Source organism: Rhodococcus sp. S3, from assembly GCF_058211795.1.
In genome coordinates this window covers 2,972,881-2,997,429 of sequence record NZ_CM177074.1, presented here as the reverse complement: position 1 = coordinate 2,997,429, position 24,549 = coordinate 2,972,881, and the positions used below count along the sequence as shown (strand labels likewise).

The 24,549-nt window shown below is 69.8% G+C and carries 28 protein-coding genes; 21 read left to right on the top strand and 7 right to left on the bottom strand.

Features of this window, described 5'->3' with window-relative positions; translation table 11 throughout:
• Positions 1 to 27 precede the first annotated feature (27 nt).
• Together AC0LPE_RS14025 and AC0LPE_RS14020 are read left to right on the top strand one after the other, a co-directional pair.
• Positions 28 to 657 (top strand): TetR/AcrR family transcriptional regulator, encoded by a 630-nt coding sequence (locus AC0LPE_RS14025; protein ID WP_490604693.1) that lies wholly within the window; start codon positions 28 to 30, stop codon positions 655 to 657.
• A 62-nt stretch (positions 658 to 719) separates the two neighbouring features.
• On the top strand, positions 720 to 860 hold the full coding sequence (locus AC0LPE_RS14020; RefSeq protein ID WP_006554085.1) for a hypothetical protein: 141 nt from the start codon (positions 720 to 722) through the stop codon (positions 858 to 860).
• 15 nt (positions 861 to 875) lie between these two features.
• Here the strand turns inward: AC0LPE_RS14020 and AC0LPE_RS14015 are convergent, their stop codons facing one another.
• Positions 876 to 1,586 (bottom strand): NUDIX hydrolase, encoded by a 711-nt coding sequence (locus AC0LPE_RS14015; protein ID WP_106199448.1) that lies wholly within the window; start codon positions 1,584 to 1,586, stop codon positions 876 to 878.
• An 82-nt stretch (positions 1,587 to 1,668) separates the two neighbouring features.
• Here AC0LPE_RS14015 and nadA point away from each other — a divergent pair, with 82 nt between their 5' ends.
• The 5 genes from nadA (at position 1,669) to AC0LPE_RS13990 (ending at position 7,179) form a co-directional block, all read left to right on the top strand.
• A complete protein-coding gene (gene nadA, locus AC0LPE_RS14010) occupies positions 1,669 to 2,700 on the top strand; it encodes a quinolinate synthase NadA (RefSeq protein ID WP_490604692.1) in 1,032 nt (343 codons plus the stop codon).
• Positions 2,697 to 4,268 carry an L-aspartate oxidase gene (locus AC0LPE_RS14005; RefSeq protein WP_490604691.1) on the top strand — a complete coding sequence of 524 codons (1,572 nt, stop codon included), beginning with the start codon at positions 2,697 to 2,699 and terminating at the stop codon, positions 4,266 to 4,268. Before nadA ends, AC0LPE_RS14005 begins: the two co-directional genes overlap by 4 nt.
• Before the next feature lies 1 nt (position 4,269).
• Entirely contained in the window at positions 4,270 to 5,136 is an 867-nt protein-coding gene (nadC, locus tag AC0LPE_RS14000; protein WP_059380996.1) for a carboxylating nicotinate-nucleotide diphosphorylase, read from the top strand.
• 198 nt (positions 5,137 to 5,334) lie between these two features.
• On the top strand, positions 5,335 to 6,777 hold the full coding sequence (locus AC0LPE_RS13995; protein WP_059380997.1) for a WS/DGAT/MGAT family O-acyltransferase: 1,443 nt from the start codon (positions 5,335 to 5,337) through the stop codon (positions 6,775 to 6,777).
• A gap of 108 nt (positions 6,778 to 6,885) precedes the next feature.
• Positions 6,886 to 7,179, top strand: a complete 294-nt coding sequence (locus tag AC0LPE_RS13990; RefSeq protein ID WP_016696012.1) for a DUF2470 domain-containing protein — start codon at positions 6,886 to 6,888, stop codon at positions 7,177 to 7,179.
• Between the two features lie 37 nt (positions 7,180 to 7,216).
• Here the strand turns inward: AC0LPE_RS13990 and AC0LPE_RS13985 are convergent, their stop codons facing one another.
• The 4 genes from AC0LPE_RS13985 to AC0LPE_RS13970 form a co-directional block, all read right to left on the bottom strand.
• Complete coding sequence (locus tag AC0LPE_RS13985; RefSeq protein WP_059380998.1) at positions 7,217 to 8,335, bottom strand: alpha/beta fold hydrolase; 1,119 nt, start codon at positions 8,333 to 8,335, stop codon at positions 7,217 to 7,219.
• A 65-nt stretch (positions 8,336 to 8,400) separates the two neighbouring features.
• Entirely contained in the window at positions 8,401 to 8,826 is a 426-nt protein-coding gene (locus AC0LPE_RS13980) for a hypothetical protein (RefSeq protein ID WP_059380999.1), read from the bottom strand.
• A gap of 109 nt (positions 8,827 to 8,935) precedes the next feature.
• Positions 8,936 to 10,690 carry a PHA/PHB synthase family protein gene (locus AC0LPE_RS13975; protein WP_261379850.1) on the bottom strand — a complete coding sequence of 585 codons (1,755 nt, stop codon included), beginning with the start codon at positions 10,688 to 10,690 and terminating at the stop codon, positions 8,936 to 8,938.
• A gap of 111 nt (positions 10,691 to 10,801) precedes the next feature.
• Positions 10,802 to 11,185: a helix-turn-helix domain-containing protein gene (locus AC0LPE_RS13970; RefSeq protein WP_088898432.1), complete on the bottom strand. Its 384-nt coding sequence runs from the start codon at positions 11,183 to 11,185 to the stop codon at positions 10,802 to 10,804.
• Between the two features lie 121 nt (positions 11,186 to 11,306).
• On the opposite strand from AC0LPE_RS13970, the gene hisD reads away from it, so the two are divergent.
• Genes hisD through AC0LPE_RS13935 form a run of 7 tightly spaced genes read left to right on the top strand, consistent with a single transcriptional unit; the run spans position 11,307 to position 16,579 of the window.
• Positions 11,307 to 12,629, top strand: a complete 1,323-nt coding sequence (hisD, locus tag AC0LPE_RS13965) for a histidinol dehydrogenase (protein ID WP_490604690.1) — start codon at positions 11,307 to 11,309, stop codon at positions 12,627 to 12,629.
• Complete coding sequence (locus tag AC0LPE_RS13960; protein WP_490604689.1) at positions 12,626 to 13,753, top strand: histidinol-phosphate transaminase; 1,128 nt, start codon at positions 12,626 to 12,628, stop codon at positions 13,751 to 13,753. The genes hisD and AC0LPE_RS13960 overlap by 4 nt, the downstream gene beginning before the upstream one ends.
• The gene (gene hisB / locus AC0LPE_RS13955) at positions 13,750 to 14,364 is read left to right on the top strand and encodes an imidazoleglycerol-phosphate dehydratase HisB (protein ID WP_006554074.1); all 615 of its coding nucleotides are present in this window, start codon (positions 13,750 to 13,752) and stop codon (positions 14,362 to 14,364) included. The genes AC0LPE_RS13960 and hisB overlap by 4 nt, the downstream gene beginning before the upstream one ends.
• A 3-nt stretch (positions 14,365 to 14,367) precedes the next feature.
• A complete protein-coding gene (locus AC0LPE_RS13950; RefSeq protein WP_016696019.1) occupies positions 14,368 to 14,523 on the top strand; it encodes a hypothetical protein in 156 nt (51 codons plus the stop codon).
• A gap of 1 nt (position 14,524) precedes the next feature.
• A complete protein-coding gene (locus AC0LPE_RS13945; protein WP_490604688.1) occupies positions 14,525 to 15,682 on the top strand; it encodes an MFS transporter in 1,158 nt (385 codons plus the stop codon).
• Between the two features lie 10 nt (positions 15,683 to 15,692).
• Positions 15,693 to 16,328 carry an imidazole glycerol phosphate synthase subunit HisH gene (hisH, locus tag AC0LPE_RS13940; RefSeq protein ID WP_088898428.1) on the top strand — a complete coding sequence of 212 codons (636 nt, stop codon included), beginning with the start codon at positions 15,693 to 15,695 and terminating at the stop codon, positions 16,326 to 16,328.
• A complete protein-coding gene (locus AC0LPE_RS13935; RefSeq protein WP_490604687.1) occupies positions 16,325 to 16,579 on the top strand; it encodes a hypothetical protein in 255 nt (84 codons plus the stop codon). Before hisH ends, AC0LPE_RS13935 begins: the two co-directional genes overlap by 4 nt.
• Before the next feature lie 112 nt (positions 16,580 to 16,691).
• On the opposite strand, the gene AC0LPE_RS13930 is transcribed toward AC0LPE_RS13935, so the two are convergent.
• The gene (locus tag AC0LPE_RS13930) at positions 16,692 to 17,678 is read right to left on the bottom strand and encodes a helix-turn-helix transcriptional regulator (protein ID WP_490604686.1); all 987 of its coding nucleotides are present in this window, start codon (positions 17,676 to 17,678) and stop codon (positions 16,692 to 16,694) included.
• 62 nt (positions 17,679 to 17,740) lie between these two features.
• Between AC0LPE_RS13930 and AC0LPE_RS13925 the strand changes: the two genes are divergently transcribed.
• The 6 genes from AC0LPE_RS13925 (at position 17,741) to AC0LPE_RS13900 (ending at position 23,037) form a co-directional block, all read left to right on the top strand.
• Positions 17,741 to 20,020 carry an ATP-binding cassette domain-containing protein gene (locus AC0LPE_RS13925; RefSeq protein WP_490604685.1) on the top strand — a complete coding sequence of 760 codons (2,280 nt, stop codon included), beginning with the start codon at positions 17,741 to 17,743 and terminating at the stop codon, positions 20,018 to 20,020.
• Positions 20,021 to 20,092: 72 nt separating this feature from the next.
• Positions 20,093 to 20,827 carry a bifunctional 1-(5-phosphoribosyl)-5-((5-phosphoribosylamino)methylideneamino)imidazole-4-carboxamide isomerase/phosphoribosylanthranilate isomerase PriA gene (gene priA, locus AC0LPE_RS13920; protein WP_088898475.1) on the top strand — a complete coding sequence of 245 codons (735 nt, stop codon included), beginning with the start codon at positions 20,093 to 20,095 and terminating at the stop codon, positions 20,825 to 20,827.
• A gap of 3 nt (positions 20,828 to 20,830) precedes the next feature.
• Positions 20,831 to 21,673 carry an inositol monophosphatase family protein gene (locus tag AC0LPE_RS13915; RefSeq protein ID WP_085468365.1) on the top strand — a complete coding sequence of 281 codons (843 nt, stop codon included), beginning with the start codon at positions 20,831 to 20,833 and terminating at the stop codon, positions 21,671 to 21,673.
• Positions 21,670 to 22,443: an imidazole glycerol phosphate synthase subunit HisF gene (gene hisF, locus AC0LPE_RS13910; protein WP_016696031.1), complete on the top strand. Its 774-nt coding sequence runs from the start codon at positions 21,670 to 21,672 to the stop codon at positions 22,441 to 22,443. The genes AC0LPE_RS13915 and hisF overlap by 4 nt, the downstream gene beginning before the upstream one ends.
• Positions 22,440 to 22,802: a phosphoribosyl-AMP cyclohydrolase gene (gene hisI, locus AC0LPE_RS13905; protein WP_106199468.1), complete on the top strand. Its 363-nt coding sequence runs from the start codon at positions 22,440 to 22,442 to the stop codon at positions 22,800 to 22,802. Before hisF ends, hisI begins: the two co-directional genes overlap by 4 nt.
• A 55-nt stretch (positions 22,803 to 22,857) precedes the next feature.
• On the top strand, positions 22,858 to 23,037 hold the full coding sequence (locus AC0LPE_RS13900) for a tautomerase family protein (protein ID WP_106201504.1): 180 nt from the start codon (positions 22,858 to 22,860) through the stop codon (positions 23,035 to 23,037).
• Positions 23,038 to 23,155: 118 nt separating this feature from the next.
• On the opposite strand, the gene AC0LPE_RS13895 is transcribed toward AC0LPE_RS13900, so the two are convergent.
• Positions 23,156 to 23,641, bottom strand: a complete 486-nt coding sequence (locus AC0LPE_RS13895) for a MarR family winged helix-turn-helix transcriptional regulator (RefSeq protein ID WP_490604684.1) — start codon at positions 23,639 to 23,641, stop codon at positions 23,156 to 23,158.
• 108 nt (positions 23,642 to 23,749) lie between these two features.
• Between AC0LPE_RS13895 and AC0LPE_RS13890 the strand changes: the two genes are divergently transcribed.
• Complete coding sequence (locus AC0LPE_RS13890) at positions 23,750 to 24,538, top strand: dioxygenase family protein (protein WP_423660038.1); 789 nt, start codon at positions 23,750 to 23,752, stop codon at positions 24,536 to 24,538.
• The last annotated feature ends 11 nt before the right edge of the window (positions 24,539 to 24,549 follow it).

Sequence of the window (24,549 nt, the reverse complement as noted above, 5' to 3'; positions counted from 1 at the left end):
CTCGTCTCGATGCGATATCGTCGTCCCATGTCTGCACGCCCCGGACCCGGCAACTCCCGGCGGAACCCCGCCTCGCGGAAAGCGATCCTCGATGCCGCTTTCGACCTGGTCGCCGAGGTCGGCTACTCGAAACTCGGTATCGAGGCGATCGCCGCCCGGGCCGGCGTGGGGAAGCAGACGATCTATCGCTGGTGGCCGTCGAAAGGAGCCGTCCTCCTCGACGCGTATCTGGCGCACACGCAGGGCGATGCCGGGGACGAGGCCGCGCTGCCCGACACCGGCGACCTCCGCGCGGACCTCGTTGCGGTGCTGCAGGCCACCGTGGCGGAGCTGCGTGATCCGAAGTTCGCCGTCCCGCTGCGCGCGTTGACCGTGGCGGTACTCGAAGACCCCGGGCTCGCAGCGGAACACGAACACCGCCTCGACGCGCCGATGCGGGAGATGAAGAAGGCCAGGCTCCGCGCCGCGCAGAGTGCGGGGCAACTGCCGGACGACCTCGATCTCGATGTCGCCGTGGACATGTTGTTCGCGCCTGTCGCCCAGAAATGGTCGACCGCCGGCGAACCCCCGTCGGACGACTACGTCCGCACTCTGGTCGAGACCGTCCTCTCCGGCCTGACGCGTCCGTCCGAGGGCGACCCGTCCGCCGGTCTGTAACGTACGACTCCTCCTGTCCGACACACACGTCGGAATCACATGACGATCAGGGGAGGGACAGCATGGGTTCGGTCGATGTTCTGGAATGGATCCGCGAGGGTTATCTGGCGGGCGACCCGCTGCGCTCGGCGCTGTTCGTCGGGTCGGCCTTCCTGACGATGCCGCTGCAGTTGCTCGAGGTCATCATGGGACGGCCTTTCTGATCTCCTCCGGGAGGTTCACACCGGCGGTCGCAGGGCGGCGAATTCGTCCGTCACGCGCAGCCGGGAATCGGTGAAGCGGTAGAGCGCCGGGGGGCGACCTCCCGCTTTGCCGGACGGTGCGGTGTTGCCGGTGCGGGTGAGCACGTTCCGGCGCGCCAGCACCCGTTGGAGATTGGTGGCATCCACCTCGTAACCCAATGCAGCGCAATAGATGTCGCGCAGCGTCGACATCGAGAACTCCGCCGGCGCGAGGCCGAACGCGATGTTCGTGTACGACAGCTTCGCGGCAAGGCGCGCATGGGCGTTCGCCACCATCACCCCGTGGTCGAAGGACATCGCGGGAAGGTCCGAGACCGGATGCCAGGCCGTATCGGACGGCAGCTGGGGATCCGAGGTGAGGGGGATCAGGCCGAGATAGGTCGACGCGATCGTGCGCGGTCCCGGCACCCGATCCGGGTCGGAGAAGACCGACAGCTGTTCGAGGTGCGCGACCTTGCGGACATCGACCTTCTCCGCCAGTTGCCGCCTTGCCGACGTCGTGAGGTCCTCGTCGTTGCGCAGTTGGCCGCCGGGGAGCGACCACGTGCCGACCTGCGGATCGAGGGCCCGCTGCCACAGCAGCACCCCGAGTTCGGGCTCCTCGCGGAGGGCTCCCGAGGCGTCCGGGAAGCGGCGAACCTGGAACACGGCGATGAGCACTTCGTGACGGGTGTTACCATGTGGCATGTTTTCGATCCTAAGTCGAAAACCTCGAATACGGCAATTCCGGTAGAACCCGCCGGGATGACACCCTCGAAGGAGCTAGGCCATGACCACGACCGAGTGGGCGGGAGCCGCCACCATCGTCGACGGCCCCGGCGGATACACGGGCGTCGAGGCGACGCCGGAGTGGGCCGAGGAGGTCCACCGGTTGGCCCGTGAGCGCAACGCCACGCTGCTCGCGCACAACTACCAGCTTCCCGCGATCCAGGACGTCGCCGACCACGTCGGCGACTCGCTCGCGCTCTCGCGTATCGCCGCCGAAGCCGAGGAGGACACCATCGTCTTCTGCGGCGTGCACTTCATGGCCGAGACCGCGAAGATCCTCAGCCCGAACAAGACGGTGCTCATCCCCGACGAGCGCGCCGGCTGCTCGCTCGCCGACTCGATCACCGCAGACCAGCTGCGCGAGTGGAAGGCCGACCACCCCGACGCCGTGGTGGTCTCGTACGTCAACACCACCGCCGAGGTCAAAGGCCTGACCGACATCTGCTGCACCTCGTCGAACGCCGTCGACGTCGTCGCGTCCATCGACCCCGACCGCGAGGTGCTGTTCCTGCCCGACCAGTTCCTCGGCGCCCACGTCAAGCGCGTCACCGGCCGCGAGAACATCCACATCTGGGCAGGGGAGTGCCACGTGCACGCCGGCATCAACGGCGACGAGCTCGCCGCGCAGGCCACGGCACACCCCGACGCCGACCTGTTCGTCCACCCCGAGTGCGGCTGCGCCACCTCGGCGCTCTACCTCGCCGGCGAGGGCTTCGTGCCCGACGACAAGGTGAAGATCCTGTCCACCGGCGGCATGATCGACGCCGCCCGTGAGACCGGCGCGAAGCAGGTCCTCGTCGCCACCGAGGTCGGCATGCTGCACCAGCTCCGCAAGGCGGCGCCCGGCATCGACTTCCAGGCGGTCAACGACCGCGCGTCGTGCCCCTACATGAAGATGATCACCCCCGCCGCCCTGCTGCGTTGCCTGCAGGAGGGACGCGACGAGGTCCACGTCGCCGCCGACGTCGCCGAGCGGGCCCGCCTGTCGGTGCAGCGCATGATCGCCATCGGCAACCCGGGCAGCGGCGAGTGACCACCGCCGTCACGGTCGCGTGGGAGGACCACGCCGACCTGGTGGTCGTCGGGGGTGGCGTCGCCGGTCTCACGGCCGCGCGCGCGGCCTCCCGGCGCGGCGCGCGGGTGCTCACGGTGAGCAAGGGCGGTCCCACCGACACGGCCACCCAGTACGCGCAAGGCGGTATCGCGGTGGTGGCGCCGGTGGGCGACAGCGTCGACGCCCACGTCGCCGACACCCTCGCCGCAGGCGGGGGACTGTGCGACGAGGACGCGGTGCGCTCGATCGTCACCGCCGGCCCTGATGCCGTCACCGCCCTGCGCGATCTCGGCGCGGTCTTCGACACCGCCGGAGACGGCGACATCGCCCGCACCCGCGAGGGTGGGCACAGTACCCGCCGCATCATCCACGCCGGTGGTGACGCGACCGGCGCCGAGGTTCAGCGAGCCCTCGGCGCGGCGGGTCTGCCCGTCCTGTTCGGCGCCGCTGCCGCCCGGATCCTCACCGATGCGCGGGGCGTCACCGGACTGCTCGTCCTCGACGAGCGCGGGTTCGGCGTCGTCCACACCCCGGCCGTGTTGCTCGCGACCGGTGGTCTCGGGCAGCTGTACGCGTGCAGCACGAATCCGCCCGGCGCCACGGCCGACGGCATCGCGCTGGCCCTGGCCGCCGGCGCCGGTGTCGCCGACCTCGAATTCGTCCAGTTCCACCCGACCGTGCTGTTCGCGGAAGGCGGCACCGGACGTCGGCCGCTCATCAGCGAAGCGGTGCGCGGGGAGGGAGCACGACTGGTCGACTCCCGCGGCCGATCGATCACCGAGGGTGTGCATCCGCTCGGCGACCTCGCACCCCGCGACGTCGTCTCGCGGGCCATCGCCGAGCGACTCACTGCACTCGGTGAGGATCACGTGTACCTCGACGCCCGTCGCCTCGACGGCTTCGCCACGCGTTTTCCGACCATCACGGCGATGTGTGCCGACGCCGGTCTCGATCCGGCCCGTGATCTGCTGCCGGTTGCTCCCGCCGCGCACTATTCGTGCGGCGGTGTCGTCACCGATGTGCACGGCCGCACCCGCATCCCCGGTCTGTACGCGGCAGGTGAGGTGGCACGTACCGGCCTGCACGGCGCGAACCGGCTCGCCTCCAACAGTCTTCTCGAAGGGCTCGTCCTCGGCGAGCGCGCGGGGACGGCCGCGGCGATCGAACGGGCCGGAACGCGTGTCGGGACGGACGGCATTCCCGCCGTCGCCTCGACCGTCTGTGATCGGACGGTGCTGCAGCAGCTCATGACCCGGCACGCGCTGGTCGTGCGCGACGCGGACGGACTGGCCGCTGCCGCAGTCGAACTCGACAGGATGAGCGTCGCTGCAACCTGTACCGACGCCGATCGACTCGAGGACTCGGCCCTCACCGTCACCGCGCGGGCCCTGCTGCTCGCGGCGCAGCGCCGCACCGAATCGCGGGGATGCCACACCCGCAGCGACCGTCCGGACACCGACCCGACGCAGGCACGCAGCCTCGAACTGCGCATCGACGACGACGGCGAGTTGTCCTTCACCACCCCGGAACTGACAGGAGTCAACTGAGATGACCACCGCGCTGCCCGACGGACTCGACCTCGCCGAGACCCGCGAGCTGGTCCGGAAGGCGCTCGACGAGGACCTGCGCTACGGACCGGACGTCACCACCGACGCCACCGTGCCCGCCGACGCCGTCGCCACTGCCTCGGTGGTCGCGCGGCAGGCCGGCACCCTCGCCGGTCTCGATGTCGGTCTGCTCGTCCTCGACGAGGTCATCGGTGCCGATCATTACCGCGTGCTCGATCGCAGGTCCGACGGCACGCGCGTGCTGCCCGGGGATTCGGTCCTGACCGTCGAGGCGCCGACCCGCGGCCTGCTCACCGCCGAGCGCACGATGCTCAACCTGCTGTGCCATCTGTCGGGCATCGCCACGGCGACCTCGCACTGGGTCGACGCCGTGACCGGCACCGAGGCGAAGATCCGCGACAGCCGCAAGACCCTGCCGGGGATGCGCGCACTGCAGAAGTACGCGGTGCGGATGGGCGGCGGCGTCAACCACCGCATGGGACTCGGCGACGAGGCGCTGATCAAGGACAACCACGTCGCCGCGGCCGGTTCGGTGGTCGCGGCGCTGCGCGCCGTCCGGGAGCACGCTCCCGATATCGCGTGCGAGGTGGAGGTCGACACCCTCGAGCAGTTCGACGAGGTGCTCGCCGAGAACGTGGAATTGATCCTGCTCGACAACTTCCCGCTGTGGCAGACTCAGATCGCGGTGCAGCGGCGCAACACCCATGCGCCGCAGACACGACTCGAATCCTCCGGCGGCCTGTCCCTCGACGTCGCCGCCGACTACGCGCGCACGGGCGTCGACTTCCTCGCGGTGGGTGCGCTCACCCACTCTGTGACCGTCCTGGACTTCGGCCTCGACATGTGAGCGTGTAGGTCGCAGGTCACGGCAGGGACGAATCGGACGCGCCACCGGAACATCCGTCGGTGAGACGGTCCCGCACGTGCGCTTTCTGGGGTAGAACTGACAGCACATCGACGTGCCGGTACCGGTCACGTAGGGGCGGTGCTCCGGTTGTCGCCGGTGCCGGGTGGGGGAGGAAGACAGAACACGATGCGGTTACCGATGTCACCGACCGACTCGATGTTCCTGCTCGGCGAGTCGCGCGACCACCCGATGCATGTCGGCGGTCTCCTGCTGTTCCAGCCGCCGGAGGGCAAGGACGCGAGCGACCTGAAGTCGATGTTCGCCGAGGCGCTCGCCCGGGAGGAACCCGCCGGGCCGCTGTGGCGCAAGCGGCCCACCCGCTCGCTGTTCACCCTCGGGCAGTGGGCATGGGAGGACGATCCGCGCTTCTCGATCGACTACCACGTCCGGTTCAACGCGTTGCCGTCCCCGGGCACGATGGACGATCTGTGGGAACTCGTCTCCCGCCTGCACGCGTCGCTGCTCGACCGCACCCGCCCGTTGTGGGAGATGCACCTGATCGAAGGGCTGTCCGACGGTCGCTACGCCCTCTACGTGAAGATCCACCACGCGGTCGCCGACGGGGTGGGGGCGATGCGCCTGCTGCGCCGTGCGCTCAGCACCGACCCGGACCGCACCGACATGCCGGCCCCGTGGGCGGTCGCCGACGCGCAGTCGTCGAGCCGCTCGGCGATGGGTACCGCGATCGGGTTCCCCGGCGCCGTCGTCCGCGCGGCGACCGGTGCGGTGAACGATGCAGTGAACGTCGTGTCCGAGGCGGTCGCTCTGGTTCCGGCGCTCGTCGGCACCGTCGACCGTGCTTTGCACAATCGCGGTGGTTCGTTGTCGCTGGGCGCTCCGAACACGATCCTCAACCGGCAGATCTCCGGATCGCGCAGATTCGCGGCCCGGTCCTGGCCGATCGAGCGACTGCGGATGGTGGCCAAGGCGGCCGACGCGACGCTCAACGACGTCGTCCTCGAACTGTCCGGTGGGGCGCTGCGGGCGTATCTCTCCGAACACGATGCGCTGCCGGAGGATTCGCTGGTGGCGATGGTCCCGGTCTCGTTGCGTCGGAGCGGGAGCTCGTCGGGCAACGAGATCGGCATCCTCATGTGCACACTCGGGACGCAGTGCGCCGACCCGGTGGAACGTCTTGCGCGCGTGCGCGGTTCGATGATCGAGGGCAAGCACGCAATGAACTCGATGTCGAAGCTCGGTCGTCTCGCGACGAGCGCGGTGGGTGTGGCGCCCCTGGCGGTGGGAGTACTCACCGGCAACCGGGCGCTGCCGCGGCCGCCGTTCAACGTGATCGTCTCGAACGTGCCGGGCCCTGATGCGCCGTTGTACTGGAACGGTGCGCGCGTCGACGCGTTGTATCCGCTGTCGGTGCCCGTCGACGGGCAGGCGCTGAACATCACGTGCACGAGCACCGACGACGAGATCGCCTTCGGTCTCACGGCCTGCGGTCGCACGGTCCCGGATCTCGTCCGGCTGCTCGATCACTTCGACGAGGAACTCGAGGCGCTGGAATCCGCCCTCGGCGTCCGGGTCGAGGTCGACGACGAGGTGAGCGGCGAGAGCGACGCCGAACACGGCTGACCGCGGCGTTTCGAGAATCGTTGCGGCGCATCACCGAACGGACAGGGTGGGGTCGCGAACGGGACCGACACGCCCGTCACCCGCCCCGATTGGCTACGCTGAGCGCCCGTGACCGACTTCGACAGCCAGGTGGTGGCGGCTGTGACCGCCCACATGAACGACGACCACGCGGCCGACAGCCTGCTCATCGTGCGTGCCTTCGCCGAGCCCGGTGCCGTCGAGGCTCGGATGACCGGCGTCGACCGCGAGGCGGGGGAGTGGGTCGTCGTCATCGACGGTCGCGATCACACCGTGCGTATCCCGTGGCTCGAGCCGGTGACCGACCGGGCGGGACTCCGCACGGCCGTCGTCGACCTCTACAAGGCGGCGTGTACGCGCCTCGGGGTCGACACCCCGTCCTGATCGCTGTCCCGACCGCGCTGCGGCCGGGACAGCACGATCACGCCGACGCCGCGACGCGACGGGCGTGCGGCGTCCACACCTCCGTGAGCGCACGGCGGCCGATGAACAGCCCGATGTGGCCGGCATCGGCGATCGTGGTGGTGATCCTCTCCGGAGGGGTCGACACGTGCTCGGCCAGCGCGGTGACCTGCCGGGGAGTTGCGATCGGATCGGCGGACCCGGCGATGAGGTGGACCGGGCACTCGACGGCCGAGAGGTCGACGACGCGTCCTTCGGCCTTCAGCGTGCCGGCGACGAGTTCGTTGCCCACGAACAGGTGCCGCATGATCCATTCGCGGAAGGCCGAAGGGATCTCCTGCTTCCAGGTGAACCAGTGCCGTTCGGCCTCCCAGCGCGCCACTTCGTCGGGATCGTGGAGCAGGCCGAGCAGTGTCATCGCTCGTTCGATCTCACCGATCGGATCGGTGGTCGGCACTCCGACGGCCCGCGCCGCCCCGTACCAGAAGTCGATCGTTGTGGCCGCGGCCCCGCGGGGCGCGTGGGCGAGCACCGACAGCGCCGGCTGGTCGACGTGGAAGTCGATGGGTGCTCCCGCCACGGTCAGCGAGTGCACGCGCTCGGGATGCAGTGCCGCGTAGATCGTGCCGAGCCACCCGCCCTGGCTGTCGCCGATCAGGTTCACCCGGCCACCGAGATGGTCGACGGCCTCGGCGACGACCGCCAGGTGCTCATCGATCGAGCAGTCGTCCGTCGCGGGAGTCGCGGGTGCCCAGTCGAGGCAGTGCAGGCGGGTAAGGCCACCGGCCCTGAGGGCTTCGACCTGGCTGCGGTCGGCGGAATGGTCGACGATGCACGAGTGGGTGCCGGCCTGCGGCGGCAGCAACAGCGTGGGGATCTCGTCGCGTGCGGGATCGGGGGTGCTGCAATCACGCAGAGCTCCGAGCGACCACCGGCACACGACCGGCCAGTCCGTGGTCCAGCGCGGCGGCGTGGCCGAGGTCAGGGCGCGGCTGTACCGGTTCGCGTCGGAGACCAGCGTGCACGGCGTGGCGCCGCGTCGTACGAGGCCGGCGAGATAGCCGCTCCAGCCCGCGATCGCCGCGGTCCCGAGACGAAACGGGGCCGCGGCGATCCGGGCTGGTGTCGGTGTCAGCATGCACTGCACCGGAGAACGTCCGCTGATGCGGTGTTCGGTATCGACTGCATCGAGTGAGTCGACGATTACTTCAGCAGGTCGCGAGCGGTGCTCGTGACGGTGGTGGTGAGCTCGCGAGCGAAGGAGACCTGCGCCTTGGCGAGATCGGCGACCCACTCGACGGGGGTGGCGTCGGCGACCTTCTCCTGCAGATCCAGGAGGCTCGAGACGGCCTTCTCGTAGGTGTCGACGCCGAGGTTTCCGCTCTGCTTCGCGGCGTCGACGAACTTCGCGTTGAACTCCTGGAAGCGCTCGGTGGCCTCGTCGACGGTCTTGGTGAACTCGGTGGCGGCCTTGTCGGCGACCGCAGCGGCCGTCGAGGTGAGCTTCTCGGCCGACTGCTGGGCCGTTGCGGTGGCCTCGGCGGCGGCCTTCGTGGCGGCTTCCGTCGCCTTGGCAGCGGCATCGGTGGCCTTGGCGTTGGCGGCGGTGGTCTTGGTCGGTGCGGTCATGATGTGTACCTTCCGTGGGCGCTCGTGACAGGAGCGGGGCTTCCCCTGTGGGGGTGCGCTCGGATCAGCGCTGTTAGCAGGTTAGCAAAATGATAGCTAACGCGCAATGTCACTCGAAGACATAGGTTCCCGGGGCATCGCACAGTGGCGGATGCTGCGCGCTGCCCATCGCCGGGGGAGCGACGAGCTCACCGGCACGCTTCGTCGACCATGCGGTCCAGTCCTCCCACCACGACCCGGCGGTGCGAGTGGCCTTCTCCGACCACGTCTTCGGGTCCTCGGGCAGCTTCGGCAGCTTCTCGCCGTCGGGCGCGCCGACGGCCTCGAACCACGCCTTCGGGTTCGGGGGATTGACCGCGCCGGCCACGTGGCCACCGCTGGTCAGGACGTATCGGACCGACCCGCCGAGCAGACCAGTGGCCTTGTACGACGAGGTCCACGGCACGATGTGGTCGTTGATGGCACCCACCACGTAGGTGTCGCACGTGATGTCCGACAGGTCGAGGACCTCGCCGTCGAGCTCGTACACACCGCGCGCGAGCTCGTTGCGGCCGTACAGCGACCGCAGGTAGTGCGAGTGCATCTTCGCCGGCATGCGGGTGCTGTCCTCGTTCCACGCCAGGATGTCGAAGGCGGCGGGCTTCTCGCCCTTCATCCACCGCGACACCCAGTAGTTGAAGATCAGATCGCGCGCACGGATCATGTCGAAGCTGCCGGCCATCTCGTTGCCCGAGAGGAAGCCCTGCTTGCTCATCCGGAACTCGACACGGTCGAGCGTCGCCGGGTCGGTCAGCAGTGCCAGCTCGCCAACCTCGCTGTAGTCGAGGAGCGTGTTGAGCATCGTGAACGCGCTGATCCGCTTGTCGCCGAGCTTGCCCATGCGCGCCGCGGCCATCGCTGCCATCGCACCGCCCAGGCAGATCGACAGCACCTCGATGCGCGAGGAACCGGTGACCTCCTCGACGACGTCGAGAGCTGCCGCGACACCCTGCCGGTAGTAGTCGTCCATCGTGATCTCGTGCATCGACTCGTCCGGGTTGCGGTACGAGATCGCGAACACGGTGCGGTTGTGCTGCACGGCCCACTCGATGAGGCTGCGCTGCGGCGCGAGATCGAGGATGTAGTACTTGTTGATCCACGGCGGCGCCGCCAGGATCGGGATCTCGTGTACCTCGCCGGTCTGCGGGGCGTACTGGATGACCTCGATGAGGTCGTTGCGGAAGACGACCTTGCCGGGGGTCGCGGCCATGTTCTCGCCGAGGGTGAACGCCTCACGATCGACCTTGAGCGGCAATCCCTTCCGGTGCACGACGTCCTCGAGGGCGTACTTCGCGCCGCGGAACAGGCTCGCGCCACCGGTGTCGAGCGCGCGCACGAGCACACCCGGGTTGATGAGGAAGTTCGACGGGGCGAGCGCGTCGAACATCAGGTTCGCGAACTGGCGGGCCTTGCCGTCCTGCACGGGATCGCCCGAGCCGGCGTCGGCGAGATCCTCGACGTACTCGCGGGTGGCGAGATAGCTCTGCAGCAGCGAGAAGTAGGCCGGGTTCTCCTTCCAGGCGGCATCGGAGAACCGGCGGTCCTTCGGATCCAGCGGCACCGGGGGCTGCGGATCGGCGGCGTTCCACACGCGTGTCGCCGCCGCCGGGATGTTCGCCAGACGGCCGGCGTACTCCGTGGTCGCGCCGGCCACGGCCCGCGGATTCTTCACTGCACGGCCGGCGACGGATGCGACGGCCGGTCCCCACCCGATCGGGTCGAGGGAGGAGGTGAGCTTCTTCTGCAGATGGTTGAGCACCGAGCAACTCCAGAACTGGGTGAATGGTCCGGAGCCGATGGTGACGTCGCCGACGGAGCCGCGCACCTTACCCCCAGGTACGTGCTACCTGCATGTTCGTCGACGAGGCAACGAAATCGGGCTGACCTCGGATGCTGCGTGACGCACGAACGCGCCCGGTGCCGATTGTGAGAATGCTCACTCCTCGTCGGGTTCGCGTCCTCCACCACGCCGGCGGCGCGCGACGGTGACCTCGCGGAACGCCTCGTACATCTCCTCCAGCGAACGCCGCTGGGGATTGGTCAGGTCGGGATCCTCGCGAATCGCCCGCAGGACGGCGGACTCCGCTCCGTCGTCGGCCTGCGCGTGGGCCGCGAGGGTGTCCGCGGACAGATGCAACTGTTCGGCGATCGCTTGCAGCACACGCTCGCTCGGCGCCCGCAGGTTCCGCTCGATCTGCGACAGGTACGGATTCGAGATGCCCACCATCGCCGCGAGCTGACGCATGGGCAACTCTGCGAGCTCACGCTGGCGGCGGATCAACTCGCCCAACGTGCTCGGGCGCGACTCGTCCTCGTCCATGCCGACAGCATAAGCACGGTGATCCGTGCCGAGAGGTTCCTCACGCGGGCGCGACTTCGAACGTCATCAGGGGATGCGGGATAGTAGAGGGTGATCCCTGTTCGACGAGAGAGGACACCTCATGCTTGCCCGCACCGACCTGCGCGGTCGTACTCCCACCACTGCGGAGCTCAGGGGCGCACTGCCCCGCGGCGGAGTGGACGTGGATGCGGTGCTCCATCAGGTCCGTCCCGTCGTCGACGACATCCGCGACCGCGGCGCCGAGGCCGCACTCGACTACTGCGAGAAGTTCGACGGCGTCCGCCCCGCCTCCGTGCGTGTTCCCGCCGCGGAACTCGACCGTGCGCTCGCCGAACTCGAACCGGCCGTCCGTGCCGCCCTCGAGGAGGCCATCGAACGCACGCGCGTCGTGCACGCGGCCCAGCGGCGCACCGACGTCACCACCGAGGTCGTCCCCGGCGGCACCGTCACCGAACGCTGGGTGCCGGTCGAGCGCGTCGGCCTCTATGTGCCCGGCGGCAACGCGGTCTACCCGTCGTCGGTCGTGATGAACGTCGTCCCGGCGCAGGCCGCCGGTGTCGAATCGCTCGTCATCGCCTCGCCGCCGCAGAAGAACTTCGGCGGACTGCCGCACCCGACCATCCTCGCCGCCGCGGCCCTGCTCGGCGTCGACGAGGTGTGGGCCGTCGGCGGCGCACAGGGTGTCGCACTGCTGTCCTATGGCGGCACCGACACCGACGGCGCCGAACTCGCCCCGGTCGACATGATCACCGGCCCCGGCAACATCTACGTCACCGCCGCCAAGCGGCTGTGCCGCGCGGTCGTCGGTATCGACGCCGAGGCCGGCCCCACCGAGATCGCGATCCTCGCGGACCACACCGCCGACGCGGTGCATGTCGCCGCCGACCTGATCAGTCAGGCCGAGCACGACGTCATGGCTGCCTCGGTGCTCGTCACCACCAGCACCGACCTCGCCGACGCCGTCGACACCGCCCTCGCCGCGCAGCTCGAGCTCACCAAGCACCGCGAGCGCGTCACCACCGCGCTGTCCGGCAGCCAGTCCGGCATCGTCCTCGTCGACGACATCGAGCAGGGCCTGAAGGTCGTCAACGCCTACGCCGCCGAGCACCTCGAGATCCAGACCGAGAACGCCTCCGAGGTCGCCGCGCGCGTCCGCTCGGCGGGCGCGATCTTCGTCGGGCCGTGGGCGCCGGTCTCCCTCGGCGACTACTGCGCCGGATCGAACCACGTGCTGCCCACCGCCGGCTGCGCCCGGCACTCGTCGGGCCTGAGCGTGCAGACCTTCCTGCGCGGCATCCACGTCGTCGAGTACACCGAGGCGGCCCTGAAGGACGTCTCCGGTCACGTCATCACCCTCGCCAACGCCGAGGACCTGCCCGCCCACGGCGAAGCCGTCCGTCTGCGATTCGAGGCGCTGAAGTGACCCAGATCCCCGGCTCCAGCATCACCCTCGCCGACCTGCCGCTGCGCGAGAACCTGCGCGGCAAGTCGCCCTACGGCGCACCGCAGCTGACGGTGCCCGTCCAGCTCAACACCAACGAGAACCCGCACCCGCCCACGCAGGCGCTCGTCGACGACGTCGCCGAAGCCGTGCGTGAAGCAGCGACGCAACTGCACCGCTATCCCGACCGCGACGCGGTCGCGCTGCGCACCGACCTCGCCGCCTATCTCACGAAGGCGTCCGGTGTGCCCCTCGGTGTCGAGAACGTCTGGGCCGCCAACGGTTCCAACGAGATCCTGCAGCAGCTCCTCCAGGCCTTCGGTGGTCCCGGGCGCACCTCGATGGGTTTCGTGCCGTCGTACTCGATGCACCCGATCATCGCCGACGGCACCCAGACCGAGTGGCTGGCCACCTACCGCCGCGACGACTTCACCCTCGACGTCGAGGCATCCGCCGCGGCCGTGCGGGAGCGTCGGCCCGACGTCGTCTTCGTCACCAGCCCCAACAACCCGACGGGACACAGCATCCCGCTCGACCAGTTGCGGGTGATCCTCGACGCCGCACCCGGCATCGTGATCGTCGACGAGGCGTACGTCGAGTTCTCCTCGCAGCCGAGCGCTCTGTCGCTGATCGACGAGTACCCGACGAAGATCGTCGTCTCGCGGACGATGAGCAAGGCGTTCGCCTTCGCCGGTGGACGGCTCGGCTATCTCGCCGCAGCCCCCGCGGTGATCGAGGCGCTGCTGCTCGTGCGCCTGCCCTACCACCTGTCGGTCGTCACCCAGGCCGCCGCGCGTGCGGCCCTGCGGCACGCCGACGAAACCCTCGCGTCGGTCGCCGAACTGGCCGCCCAGCGCGACCGCGTCGCCGCCGAACTCGCCCGCTTCGGCTACGACGTGATCCCCTCCGACGCCAACTTCATCCTGTTCGGCCGCTTCGCGGATGCCCCCGCCACCTGGCAGCGGTATCTCGACGAGGGTGTGCTCATCCGCGACGTCGGGATCCCCGGCTACCTGCGCACCACGATCGGCCTGACCCACGAGAACGACGAGTTGCTGCGAGTGAGCGAGAAGCTCGCGGCCACGGAAATCGAGGAAACCCGATGAGCGACCGCATCGCGCGCGTCGAACGCACCACCAAGGAATCGAGCATCACCGTCGAGATCGACCTCGACGGCACCGGTCGCACCGAGATCTCCACGGGGATCCCGTTCTACGACCACATGCTCACCGCGCTCGGCCAGCACGGTTCGTTCGACCTCACTGTGCAGGCGCAGGGCGACATCGAGATCGAGGCCCACCACACCGTCGAGGACACCGCCATCGTCCTCGGCCAGGCCTTCGGTCAGGCCCTCGGCGACAAGCGCGGTATCCGGCGCTTCGGCGACTGCTTCATCCCGATGGACGAGACCCTCGCACACGCGTCGGTCGACGTCTCCGGCCGTCCCTACTGCGTGTTCACCGGTGAGCCCGACTACATGGTGCACTCGGTGATCGGGGGATATCCCGGCGTGCCCTACTCGACGGTGATCAACCGGCACGTGTTCGAGTCGTTCGCCTTCCACGCCCGCATCGCACTGCACGTGCGGGTGCTCTACGGCCGCGACCCGCACCACATCACCGAGGCCGAGTTCAAGGCGGTCGCCCGCGCGCTGCGCGAGGCCGTCGAACCCGACCCGCGTGTGACCGGCATCCCGTCGACGAAGGGCAGTCTCTGACATATGGATGTCGTCCTCACCTACCTGTGCTTCATCGTGGCCGGATTCGCCGCGGGCGGAACGTGGTCGATGTGGAAGGCGCGCAACACGTTGTTCGCGGGTGTGCTGCTGGCTCTTACCGTCCTGGCGGCCGCCGCGGGCGTCTTCCGGTTGCTCTGACGTGGCGGAACAACAAGGACTGTTCACCGTTCGTGGTCTGATCCCGGCGTGGTCGACGTCCGCGGCGGCCTTCGGCGGGTTCTCGCTGCTGCTGCCGGTCGTGCCGTGGGCGATCGCCGAGGCCGGCGGCAGCGACACGCTCGCCGGGTCGGTGACGGCGGTGTTCATGTTCACCACCGTCCTCACCCAGCTCGCGATGCCGCGACTGCTGCGCGCGTTCGGTCACCGCGCGACGCTCGCGGCCGGTTGCCTGTTCCTCGGGCCGCCGTCGCTGCTGTTCCTCGTGTCGATGGCCCCGGCGGCCGTGCTCGGGATCTCCGCGCTGCGCGGTATCGGCTTCGGCATGATCACCGTGGCGGCGGCCGCCCTCGTCGGCGAACTCGCGCCGCCCCGATTGCTCGGCCGGGCCACCGGCATGCTCGGCATCGCCATCGCCGCGTCCCAGACGATCGGCCTGCCCGCAGGCCTGGCGATCGCCGAGCGGTTCTCCACCACGCCGGTGTTCGTGCTCGGCGCGATCATCTCGTCCGCCGGTCTGCTCGCCGCGAGCCGTCTGCCACGGCTGACCGCGAAACAGTCCCGGACGGCGCGACGGGTACCGCCGGTCGTGCTGCTGTTCCCGCTGGTCGCGGTCGGTGCGGGAGCGATCGCCTACGGCGGTCTCACCTCGCTGCTACGCATCGCGGTCGCCGGCCTGCCCGTCGCGGCGGCGTTGGCCGTGCTCAGCGCGTCTTCGCTGCTCGGGCGGTACGCGGCAGGATCCGTCGCGGACCGGGTCGGCGCCGGCAAGTTGCTGCCCGTCGGTCTCGGCCTGGCAGGCCTGGCGATGATTCCCTTCGCGCTCGTCGCCGACGACCGCGGGGGAGCGGTGCTGCTGATCGTCGCCGCGATCGCCTTCGGCCTCGGCTTCGGTGTCGTGCAGAACGAGGCGCTGCTCGTCGCCTTCCGTCGCGCCGGCGCGGGCAACACCGGCTCGGCGAGTGCGGCCTGGAACATCGGCTTCGATGCCGGCACCGGCGCCGGTTCGTTCGCCCTCGGCGCGGTGGCCGCCGCGGCCGGCTATCCCGCGGCCTTCGCCGCTGCCGCCGTCCTGGTCCCGGCGCTGCCGTTGCTGGCCCGACTGGCCGGGCCGTCGGAACGTCCCCGTCCCACCACATAGAATCGACATCATGAGCGCAACCACGGTCGCCGTCCTCGACTACGGCTCTGGCAATCTCCACTCCGCCACGCGGGCAGTCGCCCGCACCGGCGTGCATGTGGAGGTCACCGCCGACCCGAAGATCGCGCTCGCCGCCGACGGACTCGTCGTCCCCGGCGTCGGTGCCTTCGACGCGTGCATGAAGGGCCTGCGTAGCGTCGGCGGAGACAAGATCATCGGAACCCGCCTCGCAGGCGGGCGCCCGGTGCTCGGCATCTGCGTCGGCATGCAGATCCTGTTCGAACGCGGCGTCGAGCACGGCATCGAGACCGAGGGCTGCGGCGAGTGGCCAGGCACGGTCGAGCGTCTGGACGCGCCGGTGCTGCCGCACATGGGCTGGAACACCGTCGAGGCCCCCGCCGATTCGGTGCTCTTCGCCGGCATGGACGCCGACACCCGCTTCTACTTCGTCCACACCTACGCCGCCCGAAAGTGGGAGCTCGACGCTCCCGAGCGTCTCGCGCCGCCGAAGGTGACCTGGGCCGAGCACGGCAGCCGCTTCGTCGCTGCCGTCGAGAACGGTCCGCTCTCGGCCACCCAGTTCCACCCGGAGAAGTCCGGCGACGCCGGCGCACAGTTGCTGCAGAACTGGGTCAACTCGTTGTGACCGGGCCGCGGCGCGGACGACCGAGCGGAGAGTTCTCCTTCGGCCGTCACGCGCTGCTGTCCGTCGGCGCGGCGACCGTCGTGCTGCTCGTCACCGCCATCGTCGTGGTGGTGGTCCGGCCCACGCCGGTCGTCGGCCTCGTCATCGCGTTGGTCGGCATCGTGGCGGCCGTCGTGGCCATGGGTGTCGTATCGACGCGGTCGGCCCGCCGGGCCTTCGGTCCCGCCGAGGACGACCGTCCCGGAAGCTGACGCGCCGAACCGGGCTTCGCCCGGCGTGTTGCGGTAGCGAACCCCAGTCGGGCGCGCGAGGAGCTTCGTAACGCAGCTGTGCGGACTCGAAATCGATCTGCCGCGCCCTGATTCACCTCGCGCGCTCCTCGGAGGGGACGACGGCGCCCTGCGTCGTCGCGCGCAGACGATCGGCGAACACCGCGCAGGACCGCACGATCTCCGGGTCCGCGCGCATCCGGACGTCGGCGTCGAGGGTGGCGAGCGCGAGGACGAGCCACTGCCACGACTCGACGGCGAGGTGCACCTCGGTCCGGTCGTCACCCGTCGGCCGGATCTCGGCGTCCTGGTACTTCAGCGCGTCGGCGACGTGCGTGGCCGAGGCCGCCACGTCCAGGTGCACTGGTGTCCGCCCCTGCCGGAGTCCTTGCCGCAGGTATTCCGTGGCGGACCCGGCGGGAAGCGGGCGGGGTGCGAACCGGCGGCCGGTTCGGAGCAGGTCGCGCACACGATCGAGGCGGAAGACCCGCCAGTCCTCGCGGTCGACGTCCCATCCGAGGAGGTACCACCGCAGCAGGTGGTGGACCTGCCGGTACGGCTCGACCCGGCGCGAGGTCGGCGAGCCCTGCGCGTCGACGTAGTCGAAGGTGAGCGTGTCGCACCGCGCGACCGCCTCCGCCACGGTGCCGAGCAGCTCCGCCGACACGCTGGGCGCCTGCAGCGCACTCGTCTCCACCGTGCTGCGGACGGCCGCGACCCGCGGGCGCAACCGCGCGGGCAGGAACTGGTCGAGCTTGCCGTAGGCGCGGGTGGCAGCGTCGTCCAGTCCACCTTCGGCCGGCCCGGTCGCGGCGAGAGCGCCGAGCCCCAGCAGCACCGCGACGGCCTCGTCGTCGTCGAGTACCAGCGGCGGCATCGAGCGTCCCGACGCAAGACGGTAGAAACCGCCGGGCCCGGAACGGGTTTCGACGGGATATCCGTAGCCGCGCAGCCGGTCGACGTCGCGGCGGAGCGTCCGGCGGCTCACCTGCAGCCGCCGGGCCAGCTCGTCCCCGCCGATCGCGCGTCCGGTCTGCAGGATCGACAACAACGCGAGCATCCGCTCGGTGACGTCCGCCATGCCGTCATCCTCCCACCGGTCGCGGTCAGGATCCGGCCGCGACCGGCCGTAGCGTCGAACCCATGACCACCACCGTCACGACCACCGAGGCGGCAGTGCGAGGCCGCGCCATCACGATCCGCCGCGCCCGCACCCACAACCTGGCCGACGTCGATCTGACCGTTCCGCGCAACCGGTTCGTGGTGATCGTCGGGGTGTCCGGCTCCGGCAAGTCGTCGCTCGTCTTCGACACGATCGCCGCGGAGGCCGGCTACCAGCTCAACGAGACGTACCCGCCGTTCACGCGCAATCGGTTGCCGAAGTGGACGCGCCCCGACGTCGACCACATCGACGGTCTGACGCCGGTGATCGTCGTCGACCAGCGCCGCCTCGGCGGCAACGCCCGCTCGACGGTCGGCACCATCACCGACACCTGGACCTATCTGCGGCTGCTGTACTCCCGGGCGGGCACGCCCGTGCTCGGCGAGTCGAACCGCTTCTCGTTCAACGACCCCACCGGGATGTGCCCGACCTGCTCCGGGCTCGGTGAGATCGTCGTCAGTGCCGTCGAACGGTTCCTCGATCTCGACAGGTCCCTCGCCGAGGGCGCGATCCTGGTGCCCGGCTTCGGCCACGGTGGGTACTGGTACTCCCAGTACGCCGACATCGGTTCCTTCGACGCGGACACACCCCTGCGCGAGTGGAAGCCCGCCGAGCGGGAAGCACTGCTCTACGGCGGCGAGGCCGCAGCGGCGCTGGGCCACAAACCGCCGGACGGTTACGAGGGCGTCGTCGAGAGGTTCGAGCGTATCCACCTGCACACCTCCGACAACCTCTCCGAACGCAAACAGGACGTCATCCGGCGTTTCACCCGCGCCGAGACGTGCCCGGACTGCGGTGGGGAACGGCTGAACGCAGCCGCGCGGGCGGTCACCGTGCGCGGTCGCACGATCGGGGAGCTGTCCCGGCTCGAGATCACCGAGTTGCTCGAGTTCGTGCGCACGATCGACGACGAGCGCGCCGCGCCAGTGGTCTCCGCACTGGTGGACCGGCTCGGGGCGATGGTGACGATCGGCCTCGGCTATCTCGCGCTCGCCCGGACGACCACCACGCTCTCGGGCGGCGAATCGCAACGGATCAAGATGGTCCGTCACCTCGGGTCGAGCCTGACGGAGATGACCTATGTCGTCGACGAACCGACGGTCGGTCTGCATCCCGCCGACGTGGAGTCGATGATCGAGCTTCTCGAACGGCTCCGCGACAGCGGCAACACCGTCCTCGTCGTCGAACACGACCCGGCCGTCATGGCCCGTGCCGATCAGGTGATCGAGATCGGTCCCGGTGCGGGCTCGTCCGGTGGTCGCCTGGTCTTCCAGGGCACCTTCGACCGGTTGCGGACGGCCGACACCCCCACCGGCCGATCGCTGCGCCGCGACACCGGCCGCGGTCGCCCCGCCCGCGAGGCGACCGGCCGCCTCAAGATCGCCGATGCGCGTCGCAACAACCTCCGCGACCTGACGGTGCGGATCCCCACCGGGGTGCTCACCGTGTTCACCGGCGTCGCCGGATCGGGAAAGTCCAGTCTCGCGGCCGAACTCGTCGACCGGCACGACGCCACGGTGATCGATCAGCGGTCGGTGAGCACGAATCGCCGCTCCACCCCGATCACCTACACCGGCATCGCACCCGCCCTGCGGCGGATGTTCGCCGAACACAACGGTGTGCCGGCGAGCCTGTTCAGCGCGAACTCGGCGGGTGCGTGCCCGACCTGCAAGGGGGCCGGTGTCATATACATCGACCTCGCCTTCATGGACGGACACGAGGTCGTCTGCGACACCTGCCACGGCCGCCGATTCACCGCAGACGTGCTCGGGCATACCGTGAACGGCCTGTCGATCGCCGACGTCGACGACCTCACCGTCGGTCGTGCCCTCGAGGAACTGCCGCACCCGGAGATCGCACGCCGACTGGACGCACTCGCCGGGGTGGGCCTCGACTACCTCCGCCTCGGACAGTCACTCGACACGCTCTCGGGTGGGGAGTGCCAACGGGTCAAGATCGCCAGGGAACTCGGACGAGCGAAGACGCCGACCCTCTACGTCCTCGACGAACCGACCACCGGCCTGCACGCCGAGGACGTCGGCACCCTCCTGCGCGTCTTCGACGACCTCGTCGACCGGGGGCACACGGTCGTCGTCATCGAGCACCACCTCGACGTGGTCCGGCACGCCGACCACATCGTCGACCTCGGACCGGGACCGGGACGGCACGGGGGAACCGTGCTGTACGAGGGGCCCGTCGACGAGTACACCGGCCGCCCGACCCCGACCTGCCGGGCCCTCGACGCGGCACGGTCGGCATGACGCACGGCGCTTTCCTGACGCCCCGGCCACGCGTTTGGCGATGTCACAGGTACAGGCACTAATGTGTACGCAGTGAGCCTGGTCCTTTTGCCCGCAGTCGACGTCGTCAACGGTGAAGCAGTTCGCCTCGTTCAGGGAGAGGCGGGCAGCGAGACCGGTTACGGTTCGCCCCGCGACGCCGCTCTCGAATGGCAGAACGCCGGCGCCGAATGGGTGCACATGGTCGATCTCGACGCGGCGTTCGGCCGCGGCGACAACCGTGCACTTCTCGCCGACGTCGTCGGCGAACTCGACGTGAAAGTCGAACTGTCGGGTGGCATCCGCGACGACGAGACACTCGCCGCGGCCCTCGCGACCGGCTGCGCCCGCGTCAACCTCGGCACCGCCGCGATCGAGAATCCCGAGTGGTGCTCGCGCGTCATCGGCGAGTTCGGCGACCGGATCGCCGTGGGCCTCGACGTCAAGTTCCTCGACGGCCAGTGGCGGCTGCGCGGCCGCGGCTGGGTCTCCGACGGCGGCGATCTGTGGGAGGTGCTCGAGCGCCTCGAACGCGACGGCTGCTCGCGCTACGTCGTCACCGACGTCACCAAGGACGGCACCCTCTCCGGCCCCAACCTCGACCTCCTCCGTGAGGTGTGCGCGGCCACCGACTCTCCGGTCGTCGCGTCCGGCGGCGTCTCGACCGTCGACGACCTACGTGCCATCGCGACGCTCACCGACGAAGGCGTCGAAGGCGCCATCATCGGAAAGGCGCTCTACGCGGGCCGATTCACACTGACCGAGGCGCTCGACGCCGTCTCGCGCTGACCGATGACCGACCCCGCAGACCTGAACCGGCTGCTCGCCGTCGCGAGCGGTGTACTCGACGAGGTCGCGGAACGGTTCGTCGCCGGGCACGGTGCGCCGCGCTCCGTCGACAAGGGACCGAACGACTTCGCGACCGATCTCGATCTCGAACTCGAACGGCGGATCTCCGGTGCGCTCGCCGAGCGCACCGGTATCGCCGTGCACGGTGAGGAGTTCGGCGGCCCGTCCGCGGGGGAGGGCACCGTCTGGTTGCTCGACCCGATCGACGGCACCATCAACTACTCCGCCGGGCTGCCGATGGCCGGGATCCTCCTCGCACTCGTCGAGGACGGTGAACCGATCCTCGGCCTCACGTGGCTGCCGCTGACCGATCAGCGCTTCGCGGGAATCGCCGACGGGCCGCTGCTCGTGAACGGCAAACCCACCGACCCGCTGCAACCTGCGCGGCTCGAGGACGTGATGATCGCCGTCGGCAGTTTCGACATCGACAGTCGCGGCCGCGTGCCCGGCACCCGGCGCCTCGCCGTGATCACCGAGCTGAGCCGGCGCGTCGCCCGGCTGCGCATGCACGGCTCCACCGGCGCCGACCTCGCGTACACCGCCGGAGGCGCGATCGGCGGTGCCGTCGTGTTCGGCCATCACCCCTGGGACAACGCTGCCGGTGTCGCACTCGTGCGGGCCGCCGGTGGCATCGCCACCGACTTCGCGGGCAGCCCCTGGCGGATCGGGTCCGGATCGGTGGTCGCTGCAGCGCCCGGAGTGCACGGCGAGATACTGGAGATTGTGCAGTCGGCGACGGAACAGTCCGTGGCCGAGCAGTTGGGTTCCGAAGGAGATCGAACATGACGCTGGCCGTGCGGGTCATCCCGTGCCTCGACGTGGATGCGGGGCGGGTGGTCAAGGGTGTCAACTTCGAGAACCTGCGCGATGCGGGTGATCCGGTCGAGCTCGCCGCCCTCTACAACGAACAGGGCGCCGACGAACTGACCTTCCTCGACGTCACCGCGTCGAGCGGCGACCGCGGCACCATGCTCGACGTCGTCACGCGCACCGCCGAGCAGGTGTTCATCCCGCTCACGGTCGGAGGCGGCGTCCGCACCGTCGAGGACGTCGACCGCCTGTTGCGCGCCGGCGCCGACAAGGTCTCGGTCAACACCGCGGCCATCGCCCGGCCCGAGGTGCTGCGCGAGATGTCCGAGCGGTTCGGGTCGCAGTGCATCGTGCTGTCGGTCGACGCCCGCACCGTCCCTGCAGGGCAGGAACCCACGCCGAGCGGCTGGGAGGTCACCACACACGGTGGTCGTCGCGGGACCGGCATCGACGCGGTCGAGTGGGCCCGGCGCGGCGAGGAACTCGGCGTCGGCGAGATCCTCCTCAACTCGATGGACGCCGACGGCACCAAGAACGGTTTCGACCTGAAGATGATCGAGGCCGTGCGCAAGGCCGTGCACGTGCCGGTCATCGCCTCCGGTGGTGCCGGCGCAGTCGAGCACTTCGCACCCGCCGTGCAGGCCGGTGCCGATGCGGTGCTCGCCGCGAGCGTCTTCCACTTCCGGGAGCTGACCATCGGTCAGGTCAAGGATGCGATGCGCGCGGAAGGGATCACGGTCCGATGAGCGACATCCTGAATCCGGAGATCGCCGCCCGGCTCAAGCGCAACGACGACGGCCTGTTCGCTGCCGTCGTGCAGGAGCGGGCCACCGGCGCCGTGCTGATGATGGCGTGGATGGACGACGAGGCGCTCGCCCGTACCCTCGCGACCCGCAAGGCCACCTACTACTCGCGGTCGCGGCAGCAGTACTGGGTCAAGGGCGAGACGTCCGGGCACACCCAGTACGTGCACGAGGTGCGCCTCGACTGCGACGGTGACACGGTGCTGCTCGTCGTCGACCAGGTCGGCGCCGCCTGCCACACCGGCACGCACACCTGCTTCGACACCGACATCCTGCTCGAGGCGCCGCAGATCGCCGAGTAGCCGCTTGCAGCAGGACCGGTCGGCGGGTCGTGCGGCGGGCTGCGACAATGCCCGCATGCCTCTCATCCAGATCAGTCAGACGCCGGGCCTGTCCGACGAGCAGAAGGCCGAGGTGATCTCCGCGGTCACCCGCGCGTACGCCGAGTCCTCGGGCAAGAACCCGTCGTCGGTGTGGGTGACGATCACCGAGGTGCCCCGTGAGAACTGGGGTGTGGGCGGAACTCCGCTCGGCTGACCGGGCTCCGTTCGCTCGATCTTGATCTCGCGAACCCCTTTCGCGATCCGACGGGAACTGTGTTCTCCACTCGGCGCTGTCGCTCACCTGTGTGCGGCGCGTCCGGGCGGGGTCCGGGTCAGGCCTTACCGATACCGTCGGCGATCCCCTCGTCGATCTGCTCGACCAGGGCCGAGCCGAGGCGCGCGAGCGCGCGCACCTGGTCGTCGTCGAGGCCGTCGAACACGAGCCTGCGCACCGCTTCGACGTGGCTCGGTGCAGCCTCGACGACGGTGTCGTAGCCGGCATCGGTGAGCACTGCGTACGAACCGCGACTGCCCGGCACCGGTTCGCGTCGAACCCAGCCGCGCTTCTCGAGGCGCGTGACGACGTGCGAGAGCCGTGACAGCGACGCGTTGGCCTCGGCGGCGAGAGCGTTGAGGCGCAGTCGACGCTCGGGGTTCTCGGAGAGCAGTGCGAGGACGAAGTACTCGAAGTGCGTCATGTCGGAGTCGCGCTGCATCTGGGTGTCGAGCGCGGCCGGCAGTCGCGTGATGACGGAGACGAGCGCCCGCCAGGCGTTCTGCTGCGTCGGATCGAGCCACCGCGGGTCCTCGTTGCTCATGCCTGCTCCTCGCTCGTTCGGTCGTTGTCGCACCCGGCCGGGGAATGGGAATGGCCGCGCGACGGGTTCTCCTCTATGATACTTGAAGCTTCAACTTGAGGGGATGTCATGACCACCGATTCCGCGACCACGCCCGCCTTGTTCCTCAGTCACGGCGCCCCGCCGCTCGTCGACAGCGAACTGTGGGTGTCGCAGCTGCAGTGCTGGGCAGGCGACCTGCCGCACCCCACGGCGATCCTCGTGGTCTCCGCGCACTGGGAATCCGCCCCGCTGACCATCGGGTCGACGACCACCGGCACCCCGCTCGTGTACGACTTCGGGGGATTCCCGCGCCGCTTCTACGAGGTGACCTACACCAGCCCCGGCGCCCCCGAACTGGCCCGGCAGGTCGCGGCACTCATGCCCGACGACGAACCGGTGGTGCAGCAACCGCACCGCGGACTCGACCACGGTGCCTACGTGCCGCTGACCGTCATGTACCCGGACGCCGACATCCCGGTGCTGCAGATCTCCCTGCCCACACTGGATCCGGAACGCCTGCTGCACCTGGGCGCACGACTGCGTCCGCTGCGCGAGCAGGGCGTGCTCATCATCGGCTCCGGATTCACCACGCACGGTCTGCCCTTCCTGCGCGACCCGCGTCCCGAGGCACCCGCGCCGGGCTGGTCCGCGGAGTTCGACCACTGGACCGCCGAGCAGCTCGCGCGCGGCGACGTCGACGCGCTGCTCGACTTCCGGCACCGCGCACCGGGCATGCCGTACGCGCATCCGACGGTCGAGCACTTCGCCCCGCTGTTCGTCACGCTCGGTGCCTCCGACGCTCCCGGCCGCGGCATCGACCAGGTCGTCGACGGGTTCTGGATGGGCCTGGCCAAGCGCTCGTTCCAGGTCGCCTGACGGCGGCTGCA